Genomic DNA, 20,402 nt, shown 5'->3' on the forward strand with positions numbered 1-20,402 from the left:
AACTCGCCGTTCAAAAAGCAGCTTAACAATTTGTCCAATTTTAAGGGTTCACTTCAACTTGGCGGTTTTTGTATTTCAGACTATTCTGAAAGTAAAAAGGCATCCAATTCGTTTTGAATTGGATGCCTACGTTTCATGACCTGTAAAATACAAGCGCTTCTAGCCAGTTGTTTTAATCCAAGGAGGGCTCTCAAAGAGCTGGCACTATGTATTTTAGAATTCACTTACTGGCAATTTTCCTTCTAAACTGACTGATCACTCGTCATCTGTAAAATCGTAAATTATATCGCCATCTTCAGCTGTGTAAAGATGAAGGTTGGTATTCTGCGGATTCAAAAGTTCCACCCGAACATCTTTTAAATTAGTTGGCATCAGTGGCGCCATGGCCGTAGAAATCTTCTTTAGCTTGGTAAGATAGGGCGCCATGTCATCAGCTTCATCATAGCCATTCGTCATATCATAAGCGATATCATAGAGATCCGTATCCTCATCTGCTTCCACCGTTAACACATTATCACTCTTACTATAGCGGACCGTTGCAGAATTGCCCAAATATTTTGAGGTCACGCCATCACCAATATTGGCAATCTCTTGTTCCGTTAAATTGTCCCGCTTATAAGTGTTATAACCGTTATACCCAGCCACACCAATCAGGATGAGGACAATTGCCCCAACCACGACCCAGATGGTTCGAGAATCTCCAGCCGCTTTGGCCACTGTCTGTGCTGCCGTAGTGGCTGGTTGCGTGGCGACCTGCCCGTATTGAGAAGGATTACTACTGTTAGGAGCAGTTGTTCCTGTAGTCGAGGTTCCTGGCTGTTGCGGTGTCTGCGTTGGTGAGCCTGATACACCCGTGTCTCCTGCAGTCTGTCCTGCTGGTGCATTCACGTTAGGTGTAGTTGCTGGTTGTTCTGGTGCGTCGCTAGTCGCAACATCTGTTGACGTTACGGGTTCATCAACACTCGGCGCCACCGGGGTTTCAGTTGGCGCCACATCTGGCGTATCCGGTGCTGACGCCTGTAAAACTGGTGGCTCTGCATCAGACGTCGGCAGTGGTATCTCTGGCTCGACCGGCGGTTCCACTGGGGTGGCTTGTTCCTGCGTCGGGGCCACTGGCGTCGCTTGCGGGGTCACAGGTGCGGCCGAAGATGCTGGTGTCATAGGTTGCGTGAACTCTGGTTGCTTCGCCCCGCAATGGGTACAGAACTTTTGTCCCGCTTTTAATTGCTGGCCACAGTTAATACAAAACTTCATTTTCAACACTCCCATTTAAGTTAATTTTCCTTCTCGTAGCTCGCGAATTTCACGTAAACCGGCGTTAATTAACACTAAAACTATCACCCAGGCCACCGCGATCAGGATGCCTGACTTCAATAGACTAGGCAATGGTAAGGGCATGTCCCATAAAGCATGTAAGCTCACGGCCAACGCAAAGAATCGGACGAACCGACCATCTTGAAATGTATTCGCGGCTAATGGATGAGCACCCTTCACCATGACTAAGGCGGCGCCACTAATGGCTCCCCACATGGTGTGGGTTCCCAGCGAGTCTATGGCCCGTAACAGTAATACCCATAAGCCATAGTCTTGCGCATAACCGGCCGTTTCAAACGCCGCAAAACCAGCACCGATTGCCGCGCCGATCAGTAGACCATTTAAAATGAAACGTGCTTGGGTTCGTTTCACATAGTAGGCGATAATGACTAACTTCCCCGTCTCCTCAATGATGGCAACCAGAATAGCCGCTACAATCGTCATGTTTTGAATGTTGACGAACTGATAGAGCCCCATGGTGGTGAGAACCGAGGCAACCCCACCCACCATAAAAATCTTGGTCACTTTAAAAATACTAATATTACGGAACGTATTAATTTCAAAAAACATAATTAGCAGGGAAAATGGGACGGCCAAGGCACTCATAAAAATTAGCCCGTTATACATCTTTTCCCCATTAAAAATAAATAGGCTTCCCGCTAGAATCGCGATCGTCAAACCAAATACGGTTAACACTCGGGTAAACAACCAGGGCTGAACCGGGGAATCACTGACGGTGGCCAGCGTCGGTGTCGTCTTTTCCGTTCCCCCGATGAAGAGGGTTTCGGCTTCGGCCTCTGTATGCGTTTTAAAAACCTGGCTAAACATACTACCTAGCTGAATAGGCACCTTGCGCCGTTGTCCGGTCCAGCTATTGAGTTGCGCGGTCGCCGAATCCAAAAGGTTGGGACTTGAACTCACCTTTGCTTTTGTCTGTGCCTGTGGTGCGGCCGAAGACGCTGGCTGAAAGGCGCGTAAGTCACGCCCACAGTATGGGCAAAAGTTCAGTCCTAGCCTCACAAGTTGCCCACAATTCGGACAAAAGAAATTATAATTCATGGCTAGCTCCTAACCAAAACGATTGGCTTGTTGGTCACCGGGCTTGCAAAGTAAGACGAGAAGATAAATAGGTCCAGCAATTGGGAGAAATAACCAAAGGATATTGACTGCTGAGAGATTACTATCATGTAATCGACGAACATAACTTGAGCATCCTGGTACAAAGAACAGTAAGCCAACGACATTTAAAAGAAGAAAACTACCCATGGCATACGAAAGAGTCAACGCAATCACTTCAATAATAGAAATCGCTAGGTAAGCCCACCAGTAGTTTGCACGACTCATCCGTCCGTTAAACTTCGCATACTCCTTCATATATTCGGAAAACGCGCCAAATAATCCCAGATTGCTTTGGTAGTCGATGGCGCCATTAGCTGTTGCTTGCGGCATAGGTGCTGCCATGGTTGCTTGTTGTTGAAATTGTACCTGGGGTTGAGTTTGCGGCTGTACCTGTGGCTGTGGTGTAGCCTGAGCAGGTGCACTCGCAGCCGACGTTGGCGTTGCTCCCTTTACCTGTAAATCAAACCCACAGTTCGGGCAAAAGCGAGCTCCCGCCTTAACTGACGTGCCACACTTTGGACAAAAATTCATAATCTTACCTCCATTATTTTGTTTTACTTTTGTGAACATTGGCAACTGAACCGATCATTGTCTTGACTATTCACGAGCCATCAGCCCCTGCAACCGCTATATCAAGGTTACTAAAGGGATGACAAAACCGCTAATTAACTAGACTTCTGCCAGTTTGAATTCATAAAAGCTAACTTAATTATAAGTATAAGTCTCGTGTTTTACTTTTGCAATCACAATTTGTGCTTCAAAAGCCCAAGATCTCGGGATCCGTTGCTATACTAGTTAGATACAAACGGGGTGAGAACGATGCAGGATTCAACATTTGGCAATGAATTAAGAAAGATCTGTCGTGGCAAAGGTGATTCAGTACGTAAAGTTGCTCTATATGCGGGGATCTCGGCATCGTATTATTCCCAGATTGAAAACAATAAGCGGCAGATCCCCAAGCCCAATACCCTACGCAAGATTGCCAAGGGATTACGTATTTCGGAAACTCAGATTTTCGAGTTGGCCGATCTGATTCCTGACGACCTTGAAAAAGCCAAGTCCCCCGACAAAAAGCCATCAGGCAGGACCAAGTCCCATAGCCTCAACATGATGGCGAACACCGACAGCCTGCCAACCACCTCTTCCCTACGCATTCCGATCAGCGATACTCACACTGAATTACGCATTCCTGACAACATGAAGGTCTCCAGTAAGCTACCGGTTCGAGACGCGAAGGCAACTGGCCTGGCTTGGCTCAAGGTCACCGATACCAACTTAATGATGCTGGGCATTTTACAAAATGATTTGGTCGTTGTCGACTCGACCGAAGAAGCTTGTCAATTAGCCTCGGAAAATGCCAAGTTGGTTGCCATTAATCTTAAGTCGGGCAAAACCACTATCCGGCGCGCCCTGCCGGTAGCGAATGATCAGGTATTGCTCACCACCGGTTTCCCGTCAGAGAAGTCAGTCTTCCTCTCTCGTGACAAATTCGAAGCCCAGTTGGCTGGTGCCGTTATTAATCTCTATCGTGACGTTCACTAAACTTCATAAATAAATCTACCGTTAATAAAACAGCGTGATCACTTTGTATTTCAGTGATCACGCTGTTTACTTTTTTATTTGGATCAACAAAGTTTAACGCCGATAGTTCTCTTTCAAAAACTCCGGTAACGACTGTGCCGGATGTCCCATGATAGCGGCATAGTCATCGGTCGTAATGTCCAGCAGGCCCATGGACCCACCGGCATACATGGAGGACAACATATGCCCCTCATTGCCTTCATTGTAGATGTTCCCAAACTCAGCGTTAGTCACTGGCGCGTAGCCAATCTTTTCACCAGAAGCCGTTGAAAGCACTTCAGCCAATTCGGGCATGGTGTAGGCCCGGTCCTGGGTTAATGTGTACATGGGACGGGTCCACAAGGCTGGGGTAACGGTAATCTTGGCAAAGGCAGCGGCACTATCAGCCAGGCTGATGAAACTCAAGGCCTGATCGGCCATGGGGTAAATGACGTTTTGCCGTTCGATTAATTCTGGCAAATAAGGAACCAGTGGATCAGCATACAACGCATTTCGAACGATGGTATAGCTCAGGTCACTTGCAGCCAACCGACGTGGCACGTAGCCATAGAAGGCTGACAAATCAAACGGGTTGTTGGCCTGGTCGGCAATAAAGCCCATGACCACCAAGTGCCCCACTTTGGCTTGCGTCGCGGCCGTAACGACGTGTTCAAACTCGGTCACCCGGCTGAAGCTATCATGACTCTTGCTAGGCACGTAGACCGCAACATCTGCCCCATCCAAGGCTGCCGCTACGGTTGCTGGTTCGGTATAATCCAAAGGCTTAATCGTCATGCCTTGGTCAGCGTAGTCCTGGGCCTTACTAGGGGTATGAACGCCCAACGTTAAGCTAGTTGGGGCAACTAATTCAGTTAAATGATCCACAATCTGGCGACCCAAATGGCCGGTGGCTCCCGTAACGACAATTTTCAAATTCAACACGCCTTTCCTTTTCTGTTACTTTTAAAGTAACATCTTAACCCCACTAAGTCAACTTTCTTATTGAAATCTCATTTTTCTCTCCCTTCAACCTAATGATTGCTTTATAATGGGAGCAGGATGGTTAATCCTAAAACTAGTTTCTTTAAGGAGTGAGTCACGTGGTTGAACAATTAGCGAATAAAGTGGCTATCGTTACCGGGGCGGGGTCTGGTAAAGGCCAAGACATCGCAGAACTCTTCGCCCACGAGGGGGCCAAGGTCGTTGCCGCAGATAGCAACGCCGAACGACTGGATCAAGTCGTTTCAAAGATTAAGGACGCTGGCGGTGAAGCCGTGGCTGCCGTCGCCGACGTGACGAAGGAAGCCGACGTCGAAGATATGGTTCAGACCGCCGTTAAGCAGTACGGCCATCTTGATATTCTGGTGAACAATGCCGGAATGCTCGATAAGCTCGCTCCCGTTGGCACCCTCACCAACGAGCTTTGGGATCAGGTCATGACGGTCAACACGACCAGCGTGATGATTGCCACTCGAGAAGCCTTGAAACTCTTCACCGAACAAAAACACGGGGTCATCTTAAATATTGCTGCCGTTGAAGGCACTAGTGACAACCGGGCCAGTGCCGCGGTTGCTGCGTCAAAACACGCTGTGGTTGGTCTCACTAAAAACACGGCCTACATGTACCAGAACGTGGGCATTCGGACCAATGCCATCGCCCCAGGTGGTGCCGACGCTGACGAGGAAAGTTTGAACATTCCCGTGGCACCTAATGGAAATGAGATTGCTCAGACCGCGCTCTTCTTGTGTTCCGACATCTCCAGTTACGTTAATGGTGTGGTCGTGCCGGTTTAACAGATTTTCTATAAAATGGGAGTCGCTAGTTCTAATCGCGACTCCTTTTATTTTGACTTAACTCCACCGGAATTCAAGTCTTCATAGAAAATGGTTTTCATTAGTTATTGGTAAGTCCTAACACAACACTGCCAACAGAAGTCGAATTGATCTTCTCCCCCTAAAACCATAGACTGGAAACTAGTACATCTGTGAAGGGAGTCTGGTCTCATGGTTTGGGTCAGTTTACTTATCACGGGGTTCCTCGTGGGCCTCTTTGTTCTTTCGACTGGTGGCGGTGGTGCAGCGATTTATCTTGGCTTGTTAACCACTGCCTTCCATCTCAGTCCAGCGGTTGCTGCGGCAACGTCGCTGTTTACGGCGTTTCCCTCGCTCCTAGTTGGGGCTTATGGTCACTATCGAACTGGTCAAATTCACTTTCGCGTCGGCAATCAAATGCTTTTGGCGGCGATTCCGGCCACGATCGTGGGGGCCCTACTTTCGCCAATCATCCCCCAAAAAATCTACACCTGGCTTGTGGCCGCCATTCTTTTTCTACTAGGGGTGCAAATTCTCGTTAAGATTCTCATTAAAAGTGCTCAACGACCAGCCAAACATAAGTCCCTTCAGGCCATTCTGTACGGAATTGTCAGTGGCCTGATGGTTGGCATTGCCGGTCTATCTGGCGGCGGGCCAATCATCGCGGGACTCTTGGCTCTGGGCCTCGACATGGTCCCGGCGGCTGCGACCTCGGCCTACGTCTTGGTTGGTACCTCTTTCGTCGGCCTACTCTTCCATCTCTCAGCCAACAATATCGACTGGAGCATCGGAGTCTGCCTGATGATCGGGGCGGTGCTGGGGGCCATCTGTGCCCCTAGACTATTAGCCAAGGGCAATCCTCAACGACTAAACACAATTATGAAGCCACTCATGGCCCTGCTATTAATCGTCATGGGCGTCAAAATGGTGCTCTAAAACTAGCCAAATAAAGCCCTTATCACAAAGCCACCGAACAAATTTGTTCGGTGGCTTTTCGTGTTAGCTACCAACCCCGACCTTGCTAAAAGCGCTCCAGACCAACAGGCCTAGAGCGCTCAAATTAATTTGTTTTAATCATCCATTTCAACCACACGAGACTGTCGTGGGACAACTTTCACATAGACTACGAGCATCACCACGCTGAGTCCCAGCACATACCAAGGAAGCGTCGTGATGGCCCCGTTATGCAGGCAGCTCATGCCAAAGGTCATCCCACTCACCAGCAGGTAATACCCCAGGCTGAACCAGCCGCTGGCACTTCCCATCACGTCTTCGTAACCCACCAGCGCTCGATTCAGGGCGTTGGGTAACGCGATATTAAGCCCCAGGAACGTCAGAAAGACACTGACCAGTATCAGTCCAGGATGTTCCCCATACGCCGTTAGAACGAACGTCAGGGCTGACACAACACTGAACCAGAGTCCCCAGAGGGTCAACTGTTCTGGTGACCACCAGGTTAGGAGCCGGTTCACCAGAATGGCTCCCAAGAGGCTGGCCCCGGCAAGCACCAGACCCTGCCATCCGTATTGGACGGCGCTAAAGCCAAAATGGCTCATAAAGATAAAGGGAGCCTCGGCATAGTAACTAAATAGAATCCCGTTGATACCCCCAATGAGCAGGCCATAAGCCCATACCACCGGGTTGCCAACTAGCCGTTTAATCACTTTAATCTGCGAAACGGTTGCCTCCCGGTCATTGACTGGTTGGGTCTCCGGCAAGCGCCATAAGGCATAGCCCCCAACAACAACGGCGAGCGTCACCAATCCGGAGAACACACTCCGAAAACCCCAATAGGTTTGGAGAACACCCCCGATTAGCGGTCCCAGGGCGGGCGCTAACGCCATGGCCGCACTGGTTCGCGCGAAGACCTTAGCCCCGGTCACGCCACTGAAGCTTTCACGCATGATCGTCTGGGTCACCACAGACCCCGCACTGGCCCCGAAGACCTGAATCAACCGACTCACCAGTAAGAGTCGGAAATCACCGCTCAGTAGTAGGCCAATGTTACCCAATAGGTACACGCCGATCCCAGCCAGCATGGCGGGACGACGACCAAAGTGATCCGCAAGTTGTCCCCAGATGAGGACCCCCACGGCGAAGGCAACAAAATAGCTGCTCATCGTTAACTGTGCCCGGTTAGCACTCACTGCAAAGGCCGTTTGCAAGAACGGTAAAACCGGGGTAAAAATAGACTCGCTGATTTGTGGAAACCCAACGAGGGTAATGATCAGTCCCAAGGACGGAACCGATCGACGGACGTTTTTCATTTTACTTCTCCTTAAAATTTACTTTGCGGAAAAACGTCCTTGACCGTCTGCGGGGACACACGCCATCAATACATTTAAACTCATGGGTTGTCACCCCTTTCTGTTAGATGTCGTTCTACCATACGGGATCAGGGACGACCTTGTCAAGCTACGGAGACAACAAAACAGGAACTGCGATCGTTGTCGTAGTCCCTGTTTTCTCTTTGAATTTCTATTGTCGAAACGTGTGCCTGGCGGGAAGTCGGTTTCGCTTAAGCCTGATAACCAACTAAACGCCCTCTGTCACACTCTCTATTTAATTGTGACGTCGTTGCCGTTTGAAGATCAAAGCACCCAAGACACCCGTCAATAAGGCTAACCCCACAACCTGCATCGTCCGTGGACTAGCTTCATTGGTTTGTGGTAATTCGCCAAGGTCTGCGAGGACCCGGTTACGCATCCCCTCGAGTTCATTCAACAAGGCGGTATCACCGTGAGCCTGAGCCCAAGCAATCGCCGAATCAATTTCGTTCAAGACGGCTTCTTCAGCGGTATGAGAATCTTCTTCCTCGGCATCAATCATATCATCCCAGATATCCTCAATGTCTTCGTCACCATAATCTGGCCGTTCGTGTTCGAACTCTTCTTCCTCTTCACTGTCGTCCGTATCTGGTTCTTCAATGTTTGGTAACTCAACACTGGGTTCCTCAATATTTGGTAACTCGACACTTGGATTATCAATGTTAGGATGGTCGATAGCTGGTAATTCAACCCCAATACCTGGAATCGTCACTGGTTTATCGTATTCATCCGGATCGGGATTCTCATCCTCATCATTGTGGTCCTGGAGGTCCCACCGGTGGGTTTCGGCGTTAACCACGACCCGCTTTCCAATAATGTTCCCATCCAGGTTCTGGTTGACCGTGATGTCTGCGGAAGGTGCTAGCACACTTCCTTGGAATGGCGCATCAATGAAGAGATTCCCGTCAAACTGCTGGTCAGCGGCTGAACGGTCAATGAAGTTCCACAGTAAGTGGTTATCCCCAAAGTATTCCGTTTCGTGGCTGTCCCGGTCACTCCCATCACTGTATTGAATCTTGATTGGGGAGTTGACGTGGTAGTCTGATTGACCACCGGTATCCACGTTGATAATCACCGTAGTCCCCGTCTCCTCTGGAGAAAGGCCCACGATCTTCAGTGGCGTATTGCCAGCCAAGACGTCTGGCGAAAGGTTAATGATGATTTGGTTATTGGCGTTAGGTGTCATGTCACTCACGTCAATGACTCGGTTGTTCATGTCGTCGAAGTCACCATTGGTATAGCTGGCTTCGCTAGACTTGCCACCCAGCGACTCGTTCAGGGCCTTAAGCTTCTTAAACTCAGCATCGAAGTCGATGTAAGTTTGACCGTTCTTGTCCTGATACGTTTCGGAAGCCAACAAGTGATCGATGTAAACGCCATTGACCATCGGCCGGTTAGGATTGCTGATATCAACCGTAATACCTTCCCCGAAAACCACTTTGTTCTCACGGGTGTCCCCTTTAGAAACGAAGGAACTGCCGGCAATATTGGTAAAGTTCTGTATGTAAGAAATATCCTTGTCGAGTAGTTCTTCAATCACGTTGGTCCCGAAGTTTACGTTACCAATTAGATTCTGAACGGCAATATTTCCGTTGGTATGGGAATTCAATTCGGCTTCCAACGCGAAGATATGGAACATGGAAGAAACGCCGAGGATGTTGTCCAAGTTGCCGTAGTCATCGTAAACACTCCCACCATCTTGAACGGCATCGTTGTCATAAGCCGAGATGGCTGAGGGGTCCGTGTCATTGGAACGGGCTAACTTAGTTGCGGCCTTGGCAGCGGCAATAGCCGCCTTCAGATTGGCCTTCTGTGTGTCAGAAAGAATGCCTGACAGGGCCTTGATGCCACTAACTGGAGACTGTGCGGGTGTTTGAACCTTGTCAGTCGTGTCTGAATCGTCAGCCGGCTTCTCAATAGTCTGTTTCTTGTTTTGGTCCTTAGTCACATCAGCTTGGCTGTCAGCGGTACTTTCCTTTGTGGCGTCATCTTTCGTGAGACTATCTTTCGAGCCACTGTCTTGGCTGACACTATCCTTAGACCCGTCAAGCTCACTCCCGCTATCAGACTGGCCATCTTGCTGAGACTGGCCATCCTTGTCAGAATCTTTGGTGGCATCCTGACTACTCTCGGATTTGTCACTCGCCGCGTCAGCTAATTTACTTGTCTGTTCGCTATCGGATCCCGTGGTTGCGGCTTCTGCTGTGACGACGGAGCCCCCACCAATAACCAACATGAGCGCACAGGCAAAGACCCACTTGCGGCCTGCCTTGTACATCTTAAAATGCGTCCGTTTCGTTTCCATATCGATTAAATCCCTACCTTTCCGTGCTATATCCACTTCCCATTTTCACCCTGACACGACCAGAATTCAATGCTATTTTGAAATTATTTTTATCCAAAACTAATTAATGGTGTGTTGATTAAGTGCAGAAATTGTCTTCCTATAATCCCATAAAAAAGAGGACCCCGACAATTGCCGTGATCCTCTAACACTTTAGTTGCGTTTACGTCTGAAGAATAAACCTGTGACACTACTGCCAACCAACAAAAGCAGGCCCAGTAATGGCGAAATGGCACTTTCATTGGTTTGTGGCAATGTTTTCTCTGCCGTAACTATCTGAACTGGTGCAACTAAATCAGTTGCGTGACTGCCAGTTGCTGGCGTCTTAGCTGCCGTTACAACCTTGGCGGCCGCACCGCCTGAAGTTGTCGGCTTCTTGCTAGGTTGGCCTGGTTTTCCGGGTTTCACCGGCTTTTCTGGTTCGGGGTTAACGGTCGCTCCCCCGCCACCAGTGGTGACCTTCGCATAAGTGAACGTCACGGTTTGACCGGCCGCGGTATATGTCCCCGTAGCACTACTGTTACCCGTGACTTGGTACCCAGAAATTTCTGGGGCCGTGACTGCGAAACTGTCACCAACCGTCCCAGTCTGAGTTGTCTGGCTAAGAACTTTTCCAGACTGATCGACGCTGATGACCGTTACCGTCCCCGTTTCGGTCGGAGTTGGTGTCGGATCAACTGGTTTCTCAACAGCTTTGTATGTGTAGATGACATTGATTGGGTCCGTGCCATAAACCCCCTTTGCGTTATCCGGAGTGGTGAGGAGCTTGTATCCCGAGATATCAAGTGGCGTCGTAGTGTAGGCATCCCCAACACTGCCTTGCGCTAAAGTTGTGGTCGGACTGATCGTCTTCCCAGATTCATCCTGGTAAGAGACGGTCACATCAGCCGCCGCAACTGCCGTCGTGTAGGGTTGAATGACCATTAAGTTATAATCGCCTTGGTTATACTGGCCGATCATGTAATAGTAATTATCCATTGGGTAAATTTTGACCCAATCGGCATCTGGATAGACGGTAATCCCGGGCTTTTGTGTTGGAATATTCGTAAAGTTCAAGCCACCATTGCCGTCTGAAGTTGCGTCACCAGCTGTGAAATAAATTCGCCATCCAAAACTCATTGGGTTACCAGCCAACCACGACGCTTGTTCATCGTAATGTTCATCCGTATAGGGGGTTAAATCAACCTTTCCAGTTGGTGTTGATGGGCTAATCGCCATATGATAATCTTCACCCGATTTCAACGCAATTGGTGGCAAGATCAGCTGTTGACCACCCGTTGAATAAATCCATAATTTTTTGAATTTACTGTATGGTGTAAAGTCAACAATTGAATTGTAAGCGAGGTGGAGTTCCGTCAGATTCGTTAAGTTTTCCAGCGGTGAAATATCTTGAATTCGGTTGAACTGGACATTAACTCCGGTTAGTTTGGTTAGATCTTTAATTGGGCTGAGATCTACAATATCCCCACGCATCATTCCTGGGACGCCATCGTGACCTTCTAAGTCTAAATACGTTAGATTTTTAGCGTACTGTAAGCCTTCAAGAGAAAATGCCGTGTGCCCATCAATATAGGTGTTCATCCCGTTAGCAACAGGACCTCCATTAGCCTGAAGCGTCGTCAGCAGTAGCATGTCATCTTGTGTTATGTCATTAACACTAGCCCACGTATGATCCTTATTTTGAGCCTGAAGATCCATCAAAACAATTTTCTGCAACGTCTTATTCGGCATCCAACTATCAATCGACGTGTCAGCAGGAACATCTGCCGCTGGCGTTCCAACAACAGGAGTCGCCATCATCCGTGATTGTGGCCGAACGGCCGGCTTAGGTGTCGGCGCTTTTTCTGTTTTTTCAGTGTCCACCTTAACCCCAGAGTTGTCAGGAGCTGGCGTGACTGGCTTGGGATCTTCTGTTGTCTTAACGGTTGGCGTTGGCGTGGTTGTCTTTTCGGGGGTCGTCACCTTTTTAGGGGTAATCGACTCATGGTCAACACTACTTGGCGTTTGTTCCTCCGTCGCTCCCAATTTAGCCACGGATTGTTCCTTCGTCGCTTCACTAGTAACCACTTCGGTCTTGTCTGTAGGATCGACCGTCGTTGCCGCATGAGCACTCGGCGCAGCAACCATGCCTAAACCGAACGCGACGACCACAATGCTGGCGTAAACCCAGTGCTTCCCTGCCTTATAACTCTTGTAATGTGTTTTAATTTCCCCGAGATGTTGACTCATGATGATGTCCTCCCTGATGGACCTTAGCTTAATTATCAGTGTTACATATTTATGAATTTGGATATGCATTCAACTTCATTATACCCATGAAAGCCGTTAAATCAAGGATGTTAATATTTTTACAAAATAAACAAGGTTTTTACATTTTAACGGAATAACGATCGATTAAAAAGACGATTTCCACCTTTAACGGTGAAGATCGTCTTTTTAAATAATCTGTCTATTTACATTTGTTCCAAAATCTCTGACCTAATGCCGGCGGCGACCCCACCAGCCCCAAAGACTGCCCAACAGGAGCATGCCACCCAACCAGGCCGCAATCGTCCGTTGTTCATTGGTCTGTGGTAGGCCGAAGGTGTGGCTCGGCGTTGCGTCATTATAATCACTAGAACTGGTCGTTGACCCCACGGAGGACGTACTGCCGACTTGATCCGGTTCTTCACCCGTGACCATATCGCCATCACTGCCAGAAACCACCTCGGAACCAGGTTTATCTGGATCAGGTTCATTTGGATTCTCAACATCCGGGGTTTCATCCGGATCGAGTCCGCCATCCGGGTTCTGCGGATCCGTCGGGTTCACCGGTGGCTGGGGATCGGTTGGCGTCGTGGTCGGTGGCGTCACGCCACCATCGCCATCCCCACCAGTTGAAATTGGGGCATAGACGTAGGTGATCTCCAGATCTGACTCACCGTAGTTTCCGGTAGCCTGACCGACCGTGTTCACCAATTTATACCCGTCAATCGCCAAAGCCTCTGTTTGATAGGCTTCCCCAGGTGTGCCGCTTAACATAGTGTCTTCATGCAGGGCCTTCCCGGTTTCATCTTGGTAATGGACCGTTAACTTATGCTTCGTTGCAATGGGTTCCACCTTACGATAGCGATAGATGACCGTCGTTGGTTTTTCGGCGTACGTTCCCGTCGCGTTGTCCGGCGTTTCAGTCAACTCGTAATGCGGAATGGTTGCGGCTTCGGTCGTGTAAGACTGCCCCACTTCACCAGGTAAGGAAACCGAATCGGCAATACTCTTGCCCTCTTCATCCTGGTAGAGTACCTCAACCATCGACTTCACGGCTTGTTTCTTGTAGGTAAATGTCACCGTGATCGGGTCCTTGCCAAACGTTCCTTGGGCATTCTCAGGACTCTTCACCAGATCATAGCCAGGAATGTCGATCGGTTTCGCCGTATAGGTTTCTCCCATCATGCCTTCTAGCGGTGCCGCATCCGGTGCGACCTCTTGGCCATTTTCATCATGGTACTGTACCGTGACCGGCGCGGCAACATCTCCCAACTTGTAAGATTGCATCAACAAGAAGGCATACTTGCCGTCATCGGTCACATACTGCGCATTGAGATAATACTTATCGGGCAAGGGGATGACACCTGGGCCAGTAATCCCTGGCTCTTGATCCTTAATCTCTGAAAAGTCGAGGCCGCCCTCGGTGTCCGCGGTCAACTCTCCCCCCTTGGTGTAAAACTGAAAAGTTCTGTCGCTCTCTTCGTCTGCGTAATAATGCCAAACTATCAAGTTTTTGGCAATTGGGTTTTGAGCAAACGTACCATCTTGGAGCTTAATACCGGAATTAATATGGGCCTTCCGGGTCTTTGCATCCACTACAATGGGGGTCCGACGTTCCAAGTATTGAAAACGGAACTGGCTCGTCTCATAACTTATTCCCTTTAACGGCGAAAAGTCTGAAATATGGTTAAAGGTCAGGTCCAACCAGGTCACATTCTTCAGCTTGGCTAATGGTGAAATATCGTCAATCTGGTTGTTCTGCAAAAGCACCGTCGTCAGCTTGGGTAGCTTGGCCAATGGCGAAATATCCACGAGATTTCCAAACATTTGTTGCGGACCATCATTCATCCCGCCACCACTAAAGTCCACTGTTTCTAAATTCGTCGCGTACTCAATGCCTTCAATCGAATATTCCGATCCATCAGGATTGTAAGTTGATTCGCCATCTTCACCACCCAAGGTACCTACATAAATCCCCTTGAGGCGCTTCATGTCCTCCTTGGTAATATCCGCGACGGAATCCCAAGTTGGTTCGTCATCTGGCACTGGTGATAAATTTTGAAGCTGATATAAAACGGCCCGCTGTAATCTTTTATTGGGCATCCATTGATCGATGGATTCGCTTTCTTTTTTGCGTTGCCGTGGCTTTTCGGTCTGGATGTCCGCCGGATCACTCGGCTTTTCTGCCGAACTATCGTCGGTGGTTGTGTCGGCTTCACTGCTTTCCTCAGTTGAACTATCAACCGGATCCTCAGTGCCTGCCGTAACTGTATCCTCGATTGATTCGGCCGTGGCATCCCCACTACTTGCAGTCGCATCGGCCGTCGCCGTGGCCTCTTCTCCAGAAGCCGCGCTCACACTCTCCTGTTGCACCGCCGTTAGCGTCGCCGCATGCCCCACAAGTGGCGCTCCGGCCGAACTCCCTAGGCTCGAAAGGATGGCGACGGTCATCAACCACCCCTTACCACGATTAGACGTTAGCTTAAACCCTTCCTTTTCTCCCCAATACATCCTGTTCCCTCCTAAAATTCATTTCATAATAACCGCATAAATCCAGCGTTTTTATTATAAAAATGATAATTAAACCTCACGATTTTCGTGTAAGCGCAGTATAGCCTATCTGCCCAGAAAAATCTAGTATAAGATAAACAGTTCATAGTATGATGAACAGGCATAACTAATTACCTTTTAAGCCGTTACTGGGGGTCGTTATCGGTTCCAAAAAAGGCGCGTTCAAATGAACGCGCCCGCTAAAATTCAATTTAATCGCTTATAAAATTAGTTGTGACGGCGTAACAATCCGTCCAATCCCAACGTGGCCAGCAACGTTACTAATCCCAATACGATTGGCGAAAGCGTCCGCTGTTCATTGGTCTGTGGCAAAGTAACCGTGTGACGATCCTTGGTTTGGTCAACCGACCGGTGGGTGTGCAGTGGCGTCACAGTCGCTGCCATTGCCTTGGCTGACTTCGTTGGCGTCGAAATTTCTGCCGCTTGTCCGCCGTTATCCTTAACCTCTGCCTGCTGTCCCTTCTTAGTTGGGGTCGTCGACTTGTCTGGCAAGACGTGATCACCATCACCGGTGCTATCAGTCGCCGTATACGTAAAGGTAATCGTGTCACCAGCCGTGGTGTAGCTGCCACTGACGCTGGACTTGCCCGTAACTTTGTAGCCGGCCAGCTGGTCAGCTTGTGCCGTATAGGTATCACCCACGTTGCCAGTCATTGTCCGTTGATGCAAGACCTTTCCTTGCTGATCAACCTCGACAATCGTGACCGTTCCCGTCTGTTGACTCGGTGTGGGATCAACCGGTGTGACTGGCGTTACCGGCGCATTATGGGTAATCTTGAAGGTGATAAAGGCAACGTAGCCGCCGTTATCATCATAACTCTTGTTCATGATTCCCAACGTGTAGGCCCCAGCCGGCGTATCAGGACTGGCTACCAGATTGAAGCCTAAAGGATTAGTGGGATCGGCTACCTTAACAAAGTTAGCCGTAGCACTCGGTTGTCCGGCGGCCCAATTTAAGAAATCCGCTTTGCTACCAGCCTCGTTCAAGTCCCCCGAAACAATCCAAGCATCGTTAGAGAAACCATAAGTGATGAAACTCTCGTTGGGATCAATCTGCCCCGTCTCCATGTCCTGAATTCCCGCAACCACCCCGGTTAAGGGATCGAAGGTCTGATCCGTACCAAACAAGTTGTAGGTCTTGCCGTTCAAGAACTGATACCAACTGTAATTATCGCTGGCCTGGCCCTGGTCATTGTAGAAAGTGAGTAATCCAGAAGACAACTGGTTATAATACTCCCGGAAATCCGAGCCCTTGAAATTCTTCAAGTTTGGCAAGGCCCCACTGAAATCGTTATTGGAGATATCCAAAACATTTAATACTGGCCAATCCCCAAAGCTAGGCAAGGTCCCTGACATTTGGTTGTTCTCCAAATCAAGTCGATCAAGTACCGGTAGGTTTCCCAGATCGGGTAAGTACCCTGTCAGTCGGTTATTACTGAGGTTGACCGTTTCGAGCTTTTGATAAGCTGAAAGATCTGGAAAATTTCCTTGAAGGCCATCGTTGAGTGCTAGATTTGTCAAAGCAGTGTTCTGACTCAGATGGTCTTTCATAAATTGGGCGGCATCTGTAAAGTGCTGGTTGTCTCCCACATAAGTAAAGAAACTCAATTTTGGCGCAAAGGAAAAGTCTGGCAGACTGTCCGCTGAAATCTGTTGGTCCGTTGCCCGAAAAGAAGTCAAATTCGTAAAGTATTGTAAGCCCTCAAACGAGGCCACACCGGTATCTGTGGAATAGCTACTATCGTTCGTATCCAGGTTCAAGCTCTGATCAAGGTATGTCGACAGATTGGCATCCGTCACGGTCTCGCCCTGACTTTGTGATAAATCCCCTTCGATCCAGGTCCGAAGCCCGGCATCTGGCATCCATTTCGAGGCATCTTGACCAACCACACTTGGTGCCGTCTCCCGTGGGGCAATCCTTGCCATACGTTTCATATTCTGAGCCGGTGCACTTGCCACAACAGGTTTTTCTGGTTCCTGAGTGACCTCTTTTTTCTCCACCGTGTTAGTTGGTTTGGCTGGTTCCGATGTCGTCACTGGCTGTGCTCCTGGTTGGTCTTGCTGTACCGAGTCCTCATTCTTGGTCGGAGTAGGCGTTTCAGATTTACCTACTTGAACATCAGTCTTGACTGGATCGTCGGCATCCGACTTTTCCAGCTTGGCAGACTGACCATCACTCTGCGTCGTTTCAACTGCTGGATCGTTTGCCGTCGCTGCATTAGCCGTGGTTGTGACGCCTAGGGTACCCAAGCCCAGCGCTGCAACTGTGAGACAGGCGTAAACCCAGTGTTTGCCTGCCTTATAACTCTTATAATGCTCTTTGGTTTCGCTTACATTTAACTGCCGCATAATGGTTCTCCTCCCTGGAGGATAGTCCGTTCGTCACGACCCGTTCTCCTTAAACGTTCAATTCCATATCCTTCTACGGACCCGTCAGTCTACTAGTCACGCTGGCAAGTCACTGCCAAGCAACCTTTTTCGTAAGTCTCCTTGGCCTCACAAACTTGAATTGCCACAAATTAGTCGAAGTGTGGTAATCCCACTAACTCCATTGTAGGTCGCCCCACAATAAGTTCAAGATAGAATCATTTATTGGTAGCAACTAATTCGGTGACTAAACATACTAAAACTCGCGCTAAAGAAAAAAGGACCAGCATAGCTGATCCTTTTGAATTGATGCCATTAGTTTTGCTTCCGCCGTAAGGCCAGTCCACCCAGACTGAGCACCGTGCCTAATAAGCCTAATCCCCAGGCCGCTGCCGTCCGGTGTTCATTCGTTTGTGGCAACGTGGTCTCGTCAGTCGTCTTAGCAGGCGAAGCTAACTGTTGCTGCTGTGCTTGGACCGCATGACTGGTACCAAGGCTTTGAACCTTGCCATTTGTCTTAGCATTTACGGTCGCCGCTTGACCACCCTTGTTGGTTGGCGTTTGCTTGTTGTTATCTGTCTTCTTACCCGGCTTGTCTGGCGTCACAACAACCTTATCGCCATCCCCACCATTAGTGACGGCGGCGTAGGTGAAGGTAATCGTTGACCCGGACTGGGTGTAGGTACCGGTGACACTGGCTGGACTAGTCAACTTGTAGCCATCCAATGTATCAGCAGTTGCCGTGTAGGTATCACCGGCAGTCCCCGTTAACGTCTTGGTACTCAAGGTCTTGCCATCTTGGTCGACGTTGACAATGGTAATGGTCCCCGTCTGAACGGGATCGACTGGCGTACCTGGATCAACAGGGGTCTCTGCATCACGAGTAATCTTAAAGGTAATGAAGGCGATGTAACCCCCGTTACTGTACTTGTCATTAACCACACCCATGGTGTAAGTCCCGGGCTTGACGTCCTTGCTGGCAATCAAGTTAAACCCAAATGGGTCATCAGTCGTGGCTTGTCTCTGGAACTGAGATGAGACATCCTGCTGACTGCCCAACCAACTGATAAGTTCTTCTGATGTAAAGGATGGATCTGGTTCGCCGTAGTAGACCTTCCCGGCACCATAAGCATAGAGGAAAAGACTATCGGTAGGATCGAATTCCCCGGTCTGCGCATTTTGAATACCCGAGACAACATTCTTGATTGGATCAAAGGTGTTCTTGTCATCCGTCAGATTGTAAGTCCCACCAGTCAAGGTTTGATACCACGTATTAATGGCTCCTGGCATATTGTTCAACCCAGAACTGAAGTGGTTATACGTGCCGTCAAAGCTTCCAGTAAAGCCCTTGAAGCTTGGGAGATCGCCGGTCATGTTATTATGGCCGACCCAAACATCAATTAACCTTGAGGTACTGCCATAGACTGGGTTCAACGTGCCACTTAACTGATTGTTCTGAACAAAGAGTTCAGTCAACTGCGTCCCTGTAACTAGATCGGGTAACTCCCCAGTCAGTTGATTGTGGTCAACATCCATAATGTTAACGCTGGTTAAGCCCTTGAGTGGTGTCAAATCACCCGTCAGATGGTTCGTACTCAGGTCTAACCGAGAGAGCTTGGTGTAGGACGAAAGATTTGGTAAGTTCCCCTTTAAAAGATTGTGGACAACCAAGAATTGGAGATTCTGATTTCCACTCAGATACGTATCCATGAAGTTCTGTGCATCGAAATCACTTGGTGCATCATTGGCCTTGCCTTCATAAGCAAACTCAGTCATGTTGGGCGCAAAGTCAAAGTCGATAAACCCATCCTTTGGATAGTAATGCAAGACAACATGGTTCAAGTTAGTGAAGTACTGCAGACCTTCAAAGTTTTGAATCTTTAGGCTACCAGTATAGTTGTTGTCATCCAAGTCCAGCATTTCCCCAACGTATTGGTAAAGATTAGCATCGGTGGCCTTAATGTTGTGGTTAAATAGCAAAGCCGACTCGACTATATCCCGTAACCCTGCATCTGGCATCCATTCCGAGGCATCCTTACCCTGAATTTCTGCAGGATCATAGGTCTTCACTGCAGCTACAGCCGGTGCCACCATTCTACTCATTTTTGGCATTTCGGTCTTTTCAGGCGTTGTCACTGGTGCTGGTGTCTTGTCTTTGTCTGGTGTTACCACTGGTGCTGGTGTTTCATCTTTGTCCGGCGTTACTGTTGGTGTTGGCGTTTCATCTTTGTCTGGCGTTACCACTGGTGCTGGCGTTTCGTCTTTGTCTGGCTTTGGCGCCGGTGTCTTATCCTTATCTGACGTCGTGACCGGTGTCTCACTATTTTCTGTCGTCTCTTTTTTTGTAGTTGTCGTTAATGTTTCGCTCTTAGATATTGTTGTATCTGAATCAGCCACCTGCGTTTGTGTGGCTTCACTCCCTTGAGCATCGGCCGCGTGAGCCGTGACATCCATCCCCGTCAAGCCTAACCCCATTGCGACAGTTGCAATTCCGGCGAAAACCCACCGCTTTCCTGCCTTGTAACTCTTGTAGTGCACCTTAGTTGTTGTTAGTTTGTTGTTCCGCATGATAAACTTCCTCCTCGTAAAGTTTGACATTGCCCTAGTCTGCCTCAATCAACCGCTAATTCACGGTCGCGAACACTGTTTTGTGGCGCTTATATAATCGACTAATAAGTTAAATCCTAGGTTGTGATTACCACACATCAGTAAATGTGGACAACTATTGTCACTCTTATTGTA

General features: G+C 48.9%; 13 protein-coding genes. 3 read left to right on the top strand and 10 right to left on the bottom strand.

What is annotated here, in order from left to right:
- Window positions 1–255: 255 nt before the first annotated feature.
- Genes IV54_RS04770 through IV54_RS11490 form a run of 3 tightly spaced genes read right to left on the bottom strand, consistent with a single transcriptional unit; the run spans window position 256 to window position 3,003 of the window.
- Window positions 256–1,254, bottom strand: a complete 999-nt coding sequence (locus tag IV54_RS04770) for a zinc-ribbon domain-containing protein (RefSeq protein WP_057878258.1) — start codon at window positions 1,252–1,254, stop codon at window positions 256–258.
- Window positions 1,255–1,269: 15 nt separating this feature from the next.
- Window positions 1,270–2,373 (bottom strand): PrsW family glutamic-type intramembrane protease, encoded by a 1,104-nt coding sequence (locus tag IV54_RS04775; RefSeq protein WP_083488509.1) that lies wholly within the window; start codon window positions 2,371–2,373, stop codon window positions 1,270–1,272.
- 9 nt (window positions 2,374–2,382) lie between these two features.
- Entirely contained in the window at window positions 2,383–3,003 is a 621-nt protein-coding gene (locus IV54_RS11490; RefSeq protein WP_083488510.1) for a DUF805 domain-containing protein, read from the bottom strand.
- Window positions 3,004–3,252: 249 nt separating this feature from the next.
- On the opposite strand from IV54_RS11490, the gene IV54_RS04785 reads away from it, so the two are divergent.
- Complete coding sequence (locus IV54_RS04785) at window positions 3,253–3,975, top strand: LexA family transcriptional regulator (protein WP_057878259.1); 723 nt, start codon at window positions 3,253–3,255, stop codon at window positions 3,973–3,975.
- A 93-nt stretch (window positions 3,976–4,068) separates the two neighbouring features.
- Here the strand turns inward: IV54_RS04785 and IV54_RS04790 are convergent, their stop codons facing one another.
- Window positions 4,069–4,926 (bottom strand): SDR family oxidoreductase, encoded by an 858-nt coding sequence (locus IV54_RS04790; protein ID WP_083488521.1) that lies wholly within the window; start codon window positions 4,924–4,926, stop codon window positions 4,069–4,071.
- A gap of 167 nt (window positions 4,927–5,093) precedes the next feature.
- Here IV54_RS04790 and IV54_RS04795 point away from each other — a divergent pair, with 167 nt between their 5' ends.
- Both IV54_RS04795 and IV54_RS04800 read left to right on the top strand, forming a co-directional pair.
- A complete protein-coding gene (locus IV54_RS04795) occupies window positions 5,094–5,786 on the top strand; it encodes an SDR family NAD(P)-dependent oxidoreductase (RefSeq protein ID WP_057878261.1) in 693 nt (230 codons plus the stop codon).
- A 210-nt stretch (window positions 5,787–5,996) separates the two neighbouring features.
- Window positions 5,997–6,740, top strand: coding sequence for a sulfite exporter TauE/SafE family protein (locus IV54_RS04800; RefSeq protein WP_057878262.1), 744 nt, complete (start codon window positions 5,997–5,999; stop codon window positions 6,738–6,740).
- A 134-nt stretch (window positions 6,741–6,874) separates the two neighbouring features.
- Here the strand turns inward: IV54_RS04800 and IV54_RS04805 are convergent, their stop codons facing one another.
- The 6 genes from IV54_RS04805 to IV54_RS04830 form a co-directional block, all read right to left on the bottom strand.
- Window positions 6,875–8,071 (bottom strand): multidrug effflux MFS transporter, encoded by a 1,197-nt coding sequence (locus IV54_RS04805; RefSeq protein ID WP_057878263.1) that lies wholly within the window; start codon window positions 8,069–8,071, stop codon window positions 6,875–6,877.
- Between the two features lie 295 nt (window positions 8,072–8,366).
- Window positions 8,367–10,436 (bottom strand): collagen-binding domain-containing protein, encoded by a 2,070-nt coding sequence (locus tag IV54_RS04810; RefSeq protein ID WP_057878264.1) that lies wholly within the window; start codon window positions 10,434–10,436, stop codon window positions 8,367–8,369.
- Window positions 10,437–10,628: 192 nt separating this feature from the next.
- On the bottom strand, window positions 10,629–12,704 hold the full coding sequence (locus IV54_RS04815) for a MucBP domain-containing protein (RefSeq protein WP_057878265.1): 2,076 nt from the start codon (window positions 12,702–12,704) through the stop codon (window positions 10,629–10,631).
- Between the two features lie 249 nt (window positions 12,705–12,953).
- A complete protein-coding gene (locus IV54_RS04820) occupies window positions 12,954–15,233 on the bottom strand; it encodes a MucBP domain-containing protein (RefSeq protein WP_057878266.1) in 2,280 nt (759 codons plus the stop codon).
- A 267-nt stretch (window positions 15,234–15,500) separates the two neighbouring features.
- Complete coding sequence (locus IV54_RS04825) at window positions 15,501–17,642, bottom strand: KxYKxGKxW signal peptide domain-containing protein (protein ID WP_057878267.1); 2,142 nt, start codon at window positions 17,640–17,642, stop codon at window positions 15,501–15,503.
- Window positions 17,643–17,975: 333 nt separating this feature from the next.
- Window positions 17,976–20,228 (bottom strand): MucBP domain-containing protein, encoded by a 2,253-nt coding sequence (locus tag IV54_RS04830; RefSeq protein ID WP_057878268.1) that lies wholly within the window; start codon window positions 20,226–20,228, stop codon window positions 17,976–17,978.
- Window positions 20,229–20,402 lie beyond the last annotated feature (174 nt).

This window comes from Levilactobacillus paucivorans (genome assembly GCF_001437125.1).
Classification (GTDB): domain Bacteria; phylum Bacillota; class Bacilli; order Lactobacillales; family Lactobacillaceae; genus Levilactobacillus; species Levilactobacillus paucivorans.

Bases quoted from the DNA above. Each gene is read 5' to 3' on its own strand.
- IV54_RS04770 (WP_057878258.1), bottom strand. From the start codon at position 1,254: ATGAAGTTTTGTATTAACTGTGGCCAGCAATTAAAAGCGGGACAAAAG.
- IV54_RS04775 (WP_083488509.1), bottom strand. From the start codon at position 2,373: ATGAATTATAATTTCTTTTGTCCGAATTGTGGGCAACTTGTGAGGCTA.
- IV54_RS11490 (WP_083488510.1), bottom strand. From the start codon at position 3,003: ATGTTCACAAAAGTAAAACAAAATAATGGAGGTAAGATTATGAATTTT.
- IV54_RS04785 (WP_057878259.1), top strand. From the start codon at position 3,253: ATGCAGGATTCAACATTTGGCAATGAATTAAGAAAGATCTGTCGTGGC.
- IV54_RS04800 (WP_057878262.1), top strand. From the start codon at position 5,997: ATGGTTTGGGTCAGTTTACTTATCACGGGGTTCCTCGTGGGCCTCTTT.
- IV54_RS04805 (WP_057878263.1), bottom strand. From the start codon at position 8,071: ATGAAAAACGTCCGTCGATCGGTTCCGTCCTTGGGACTGATCATTACC.
- IV54_RS04810 (WP_057878264.1), bottom strand. From the start codon at position 10,436: ATGGAAACGAAACGGACGCATTTTAAGATGTACAAGGCAGGCCGCAAG.
- IV54_RS04815 (WP_057878265.1), bottom strand. From the start codon at position 12,704: ATGAGTCAACATCTCGGGGAAATTAAAACACATTACAAGAGTTATAAG.
- IV54_RS04820 (WP_057878266.1), bottom strand. From the start codon at position 15,233: ATGTATTGGGGAGAAAAGGAAGGGTTTAAGCTAACGTCTAATCGTGGT.
- IV54_RS04825 (WP_057878267.1), bottom strand. From the start codon at position 17,642: ATGCGGCAGTTAAATGTAAGCGAAACCAAAGAGCATTATAAGAGTTAT.
- IV54_RS04830 (WP_057878268.1), bottom strand. From the start codon at position 20,228: ATGCGGAACAACAAACTAACAACAACTAAGGTGCACTACAAGAGTTAC.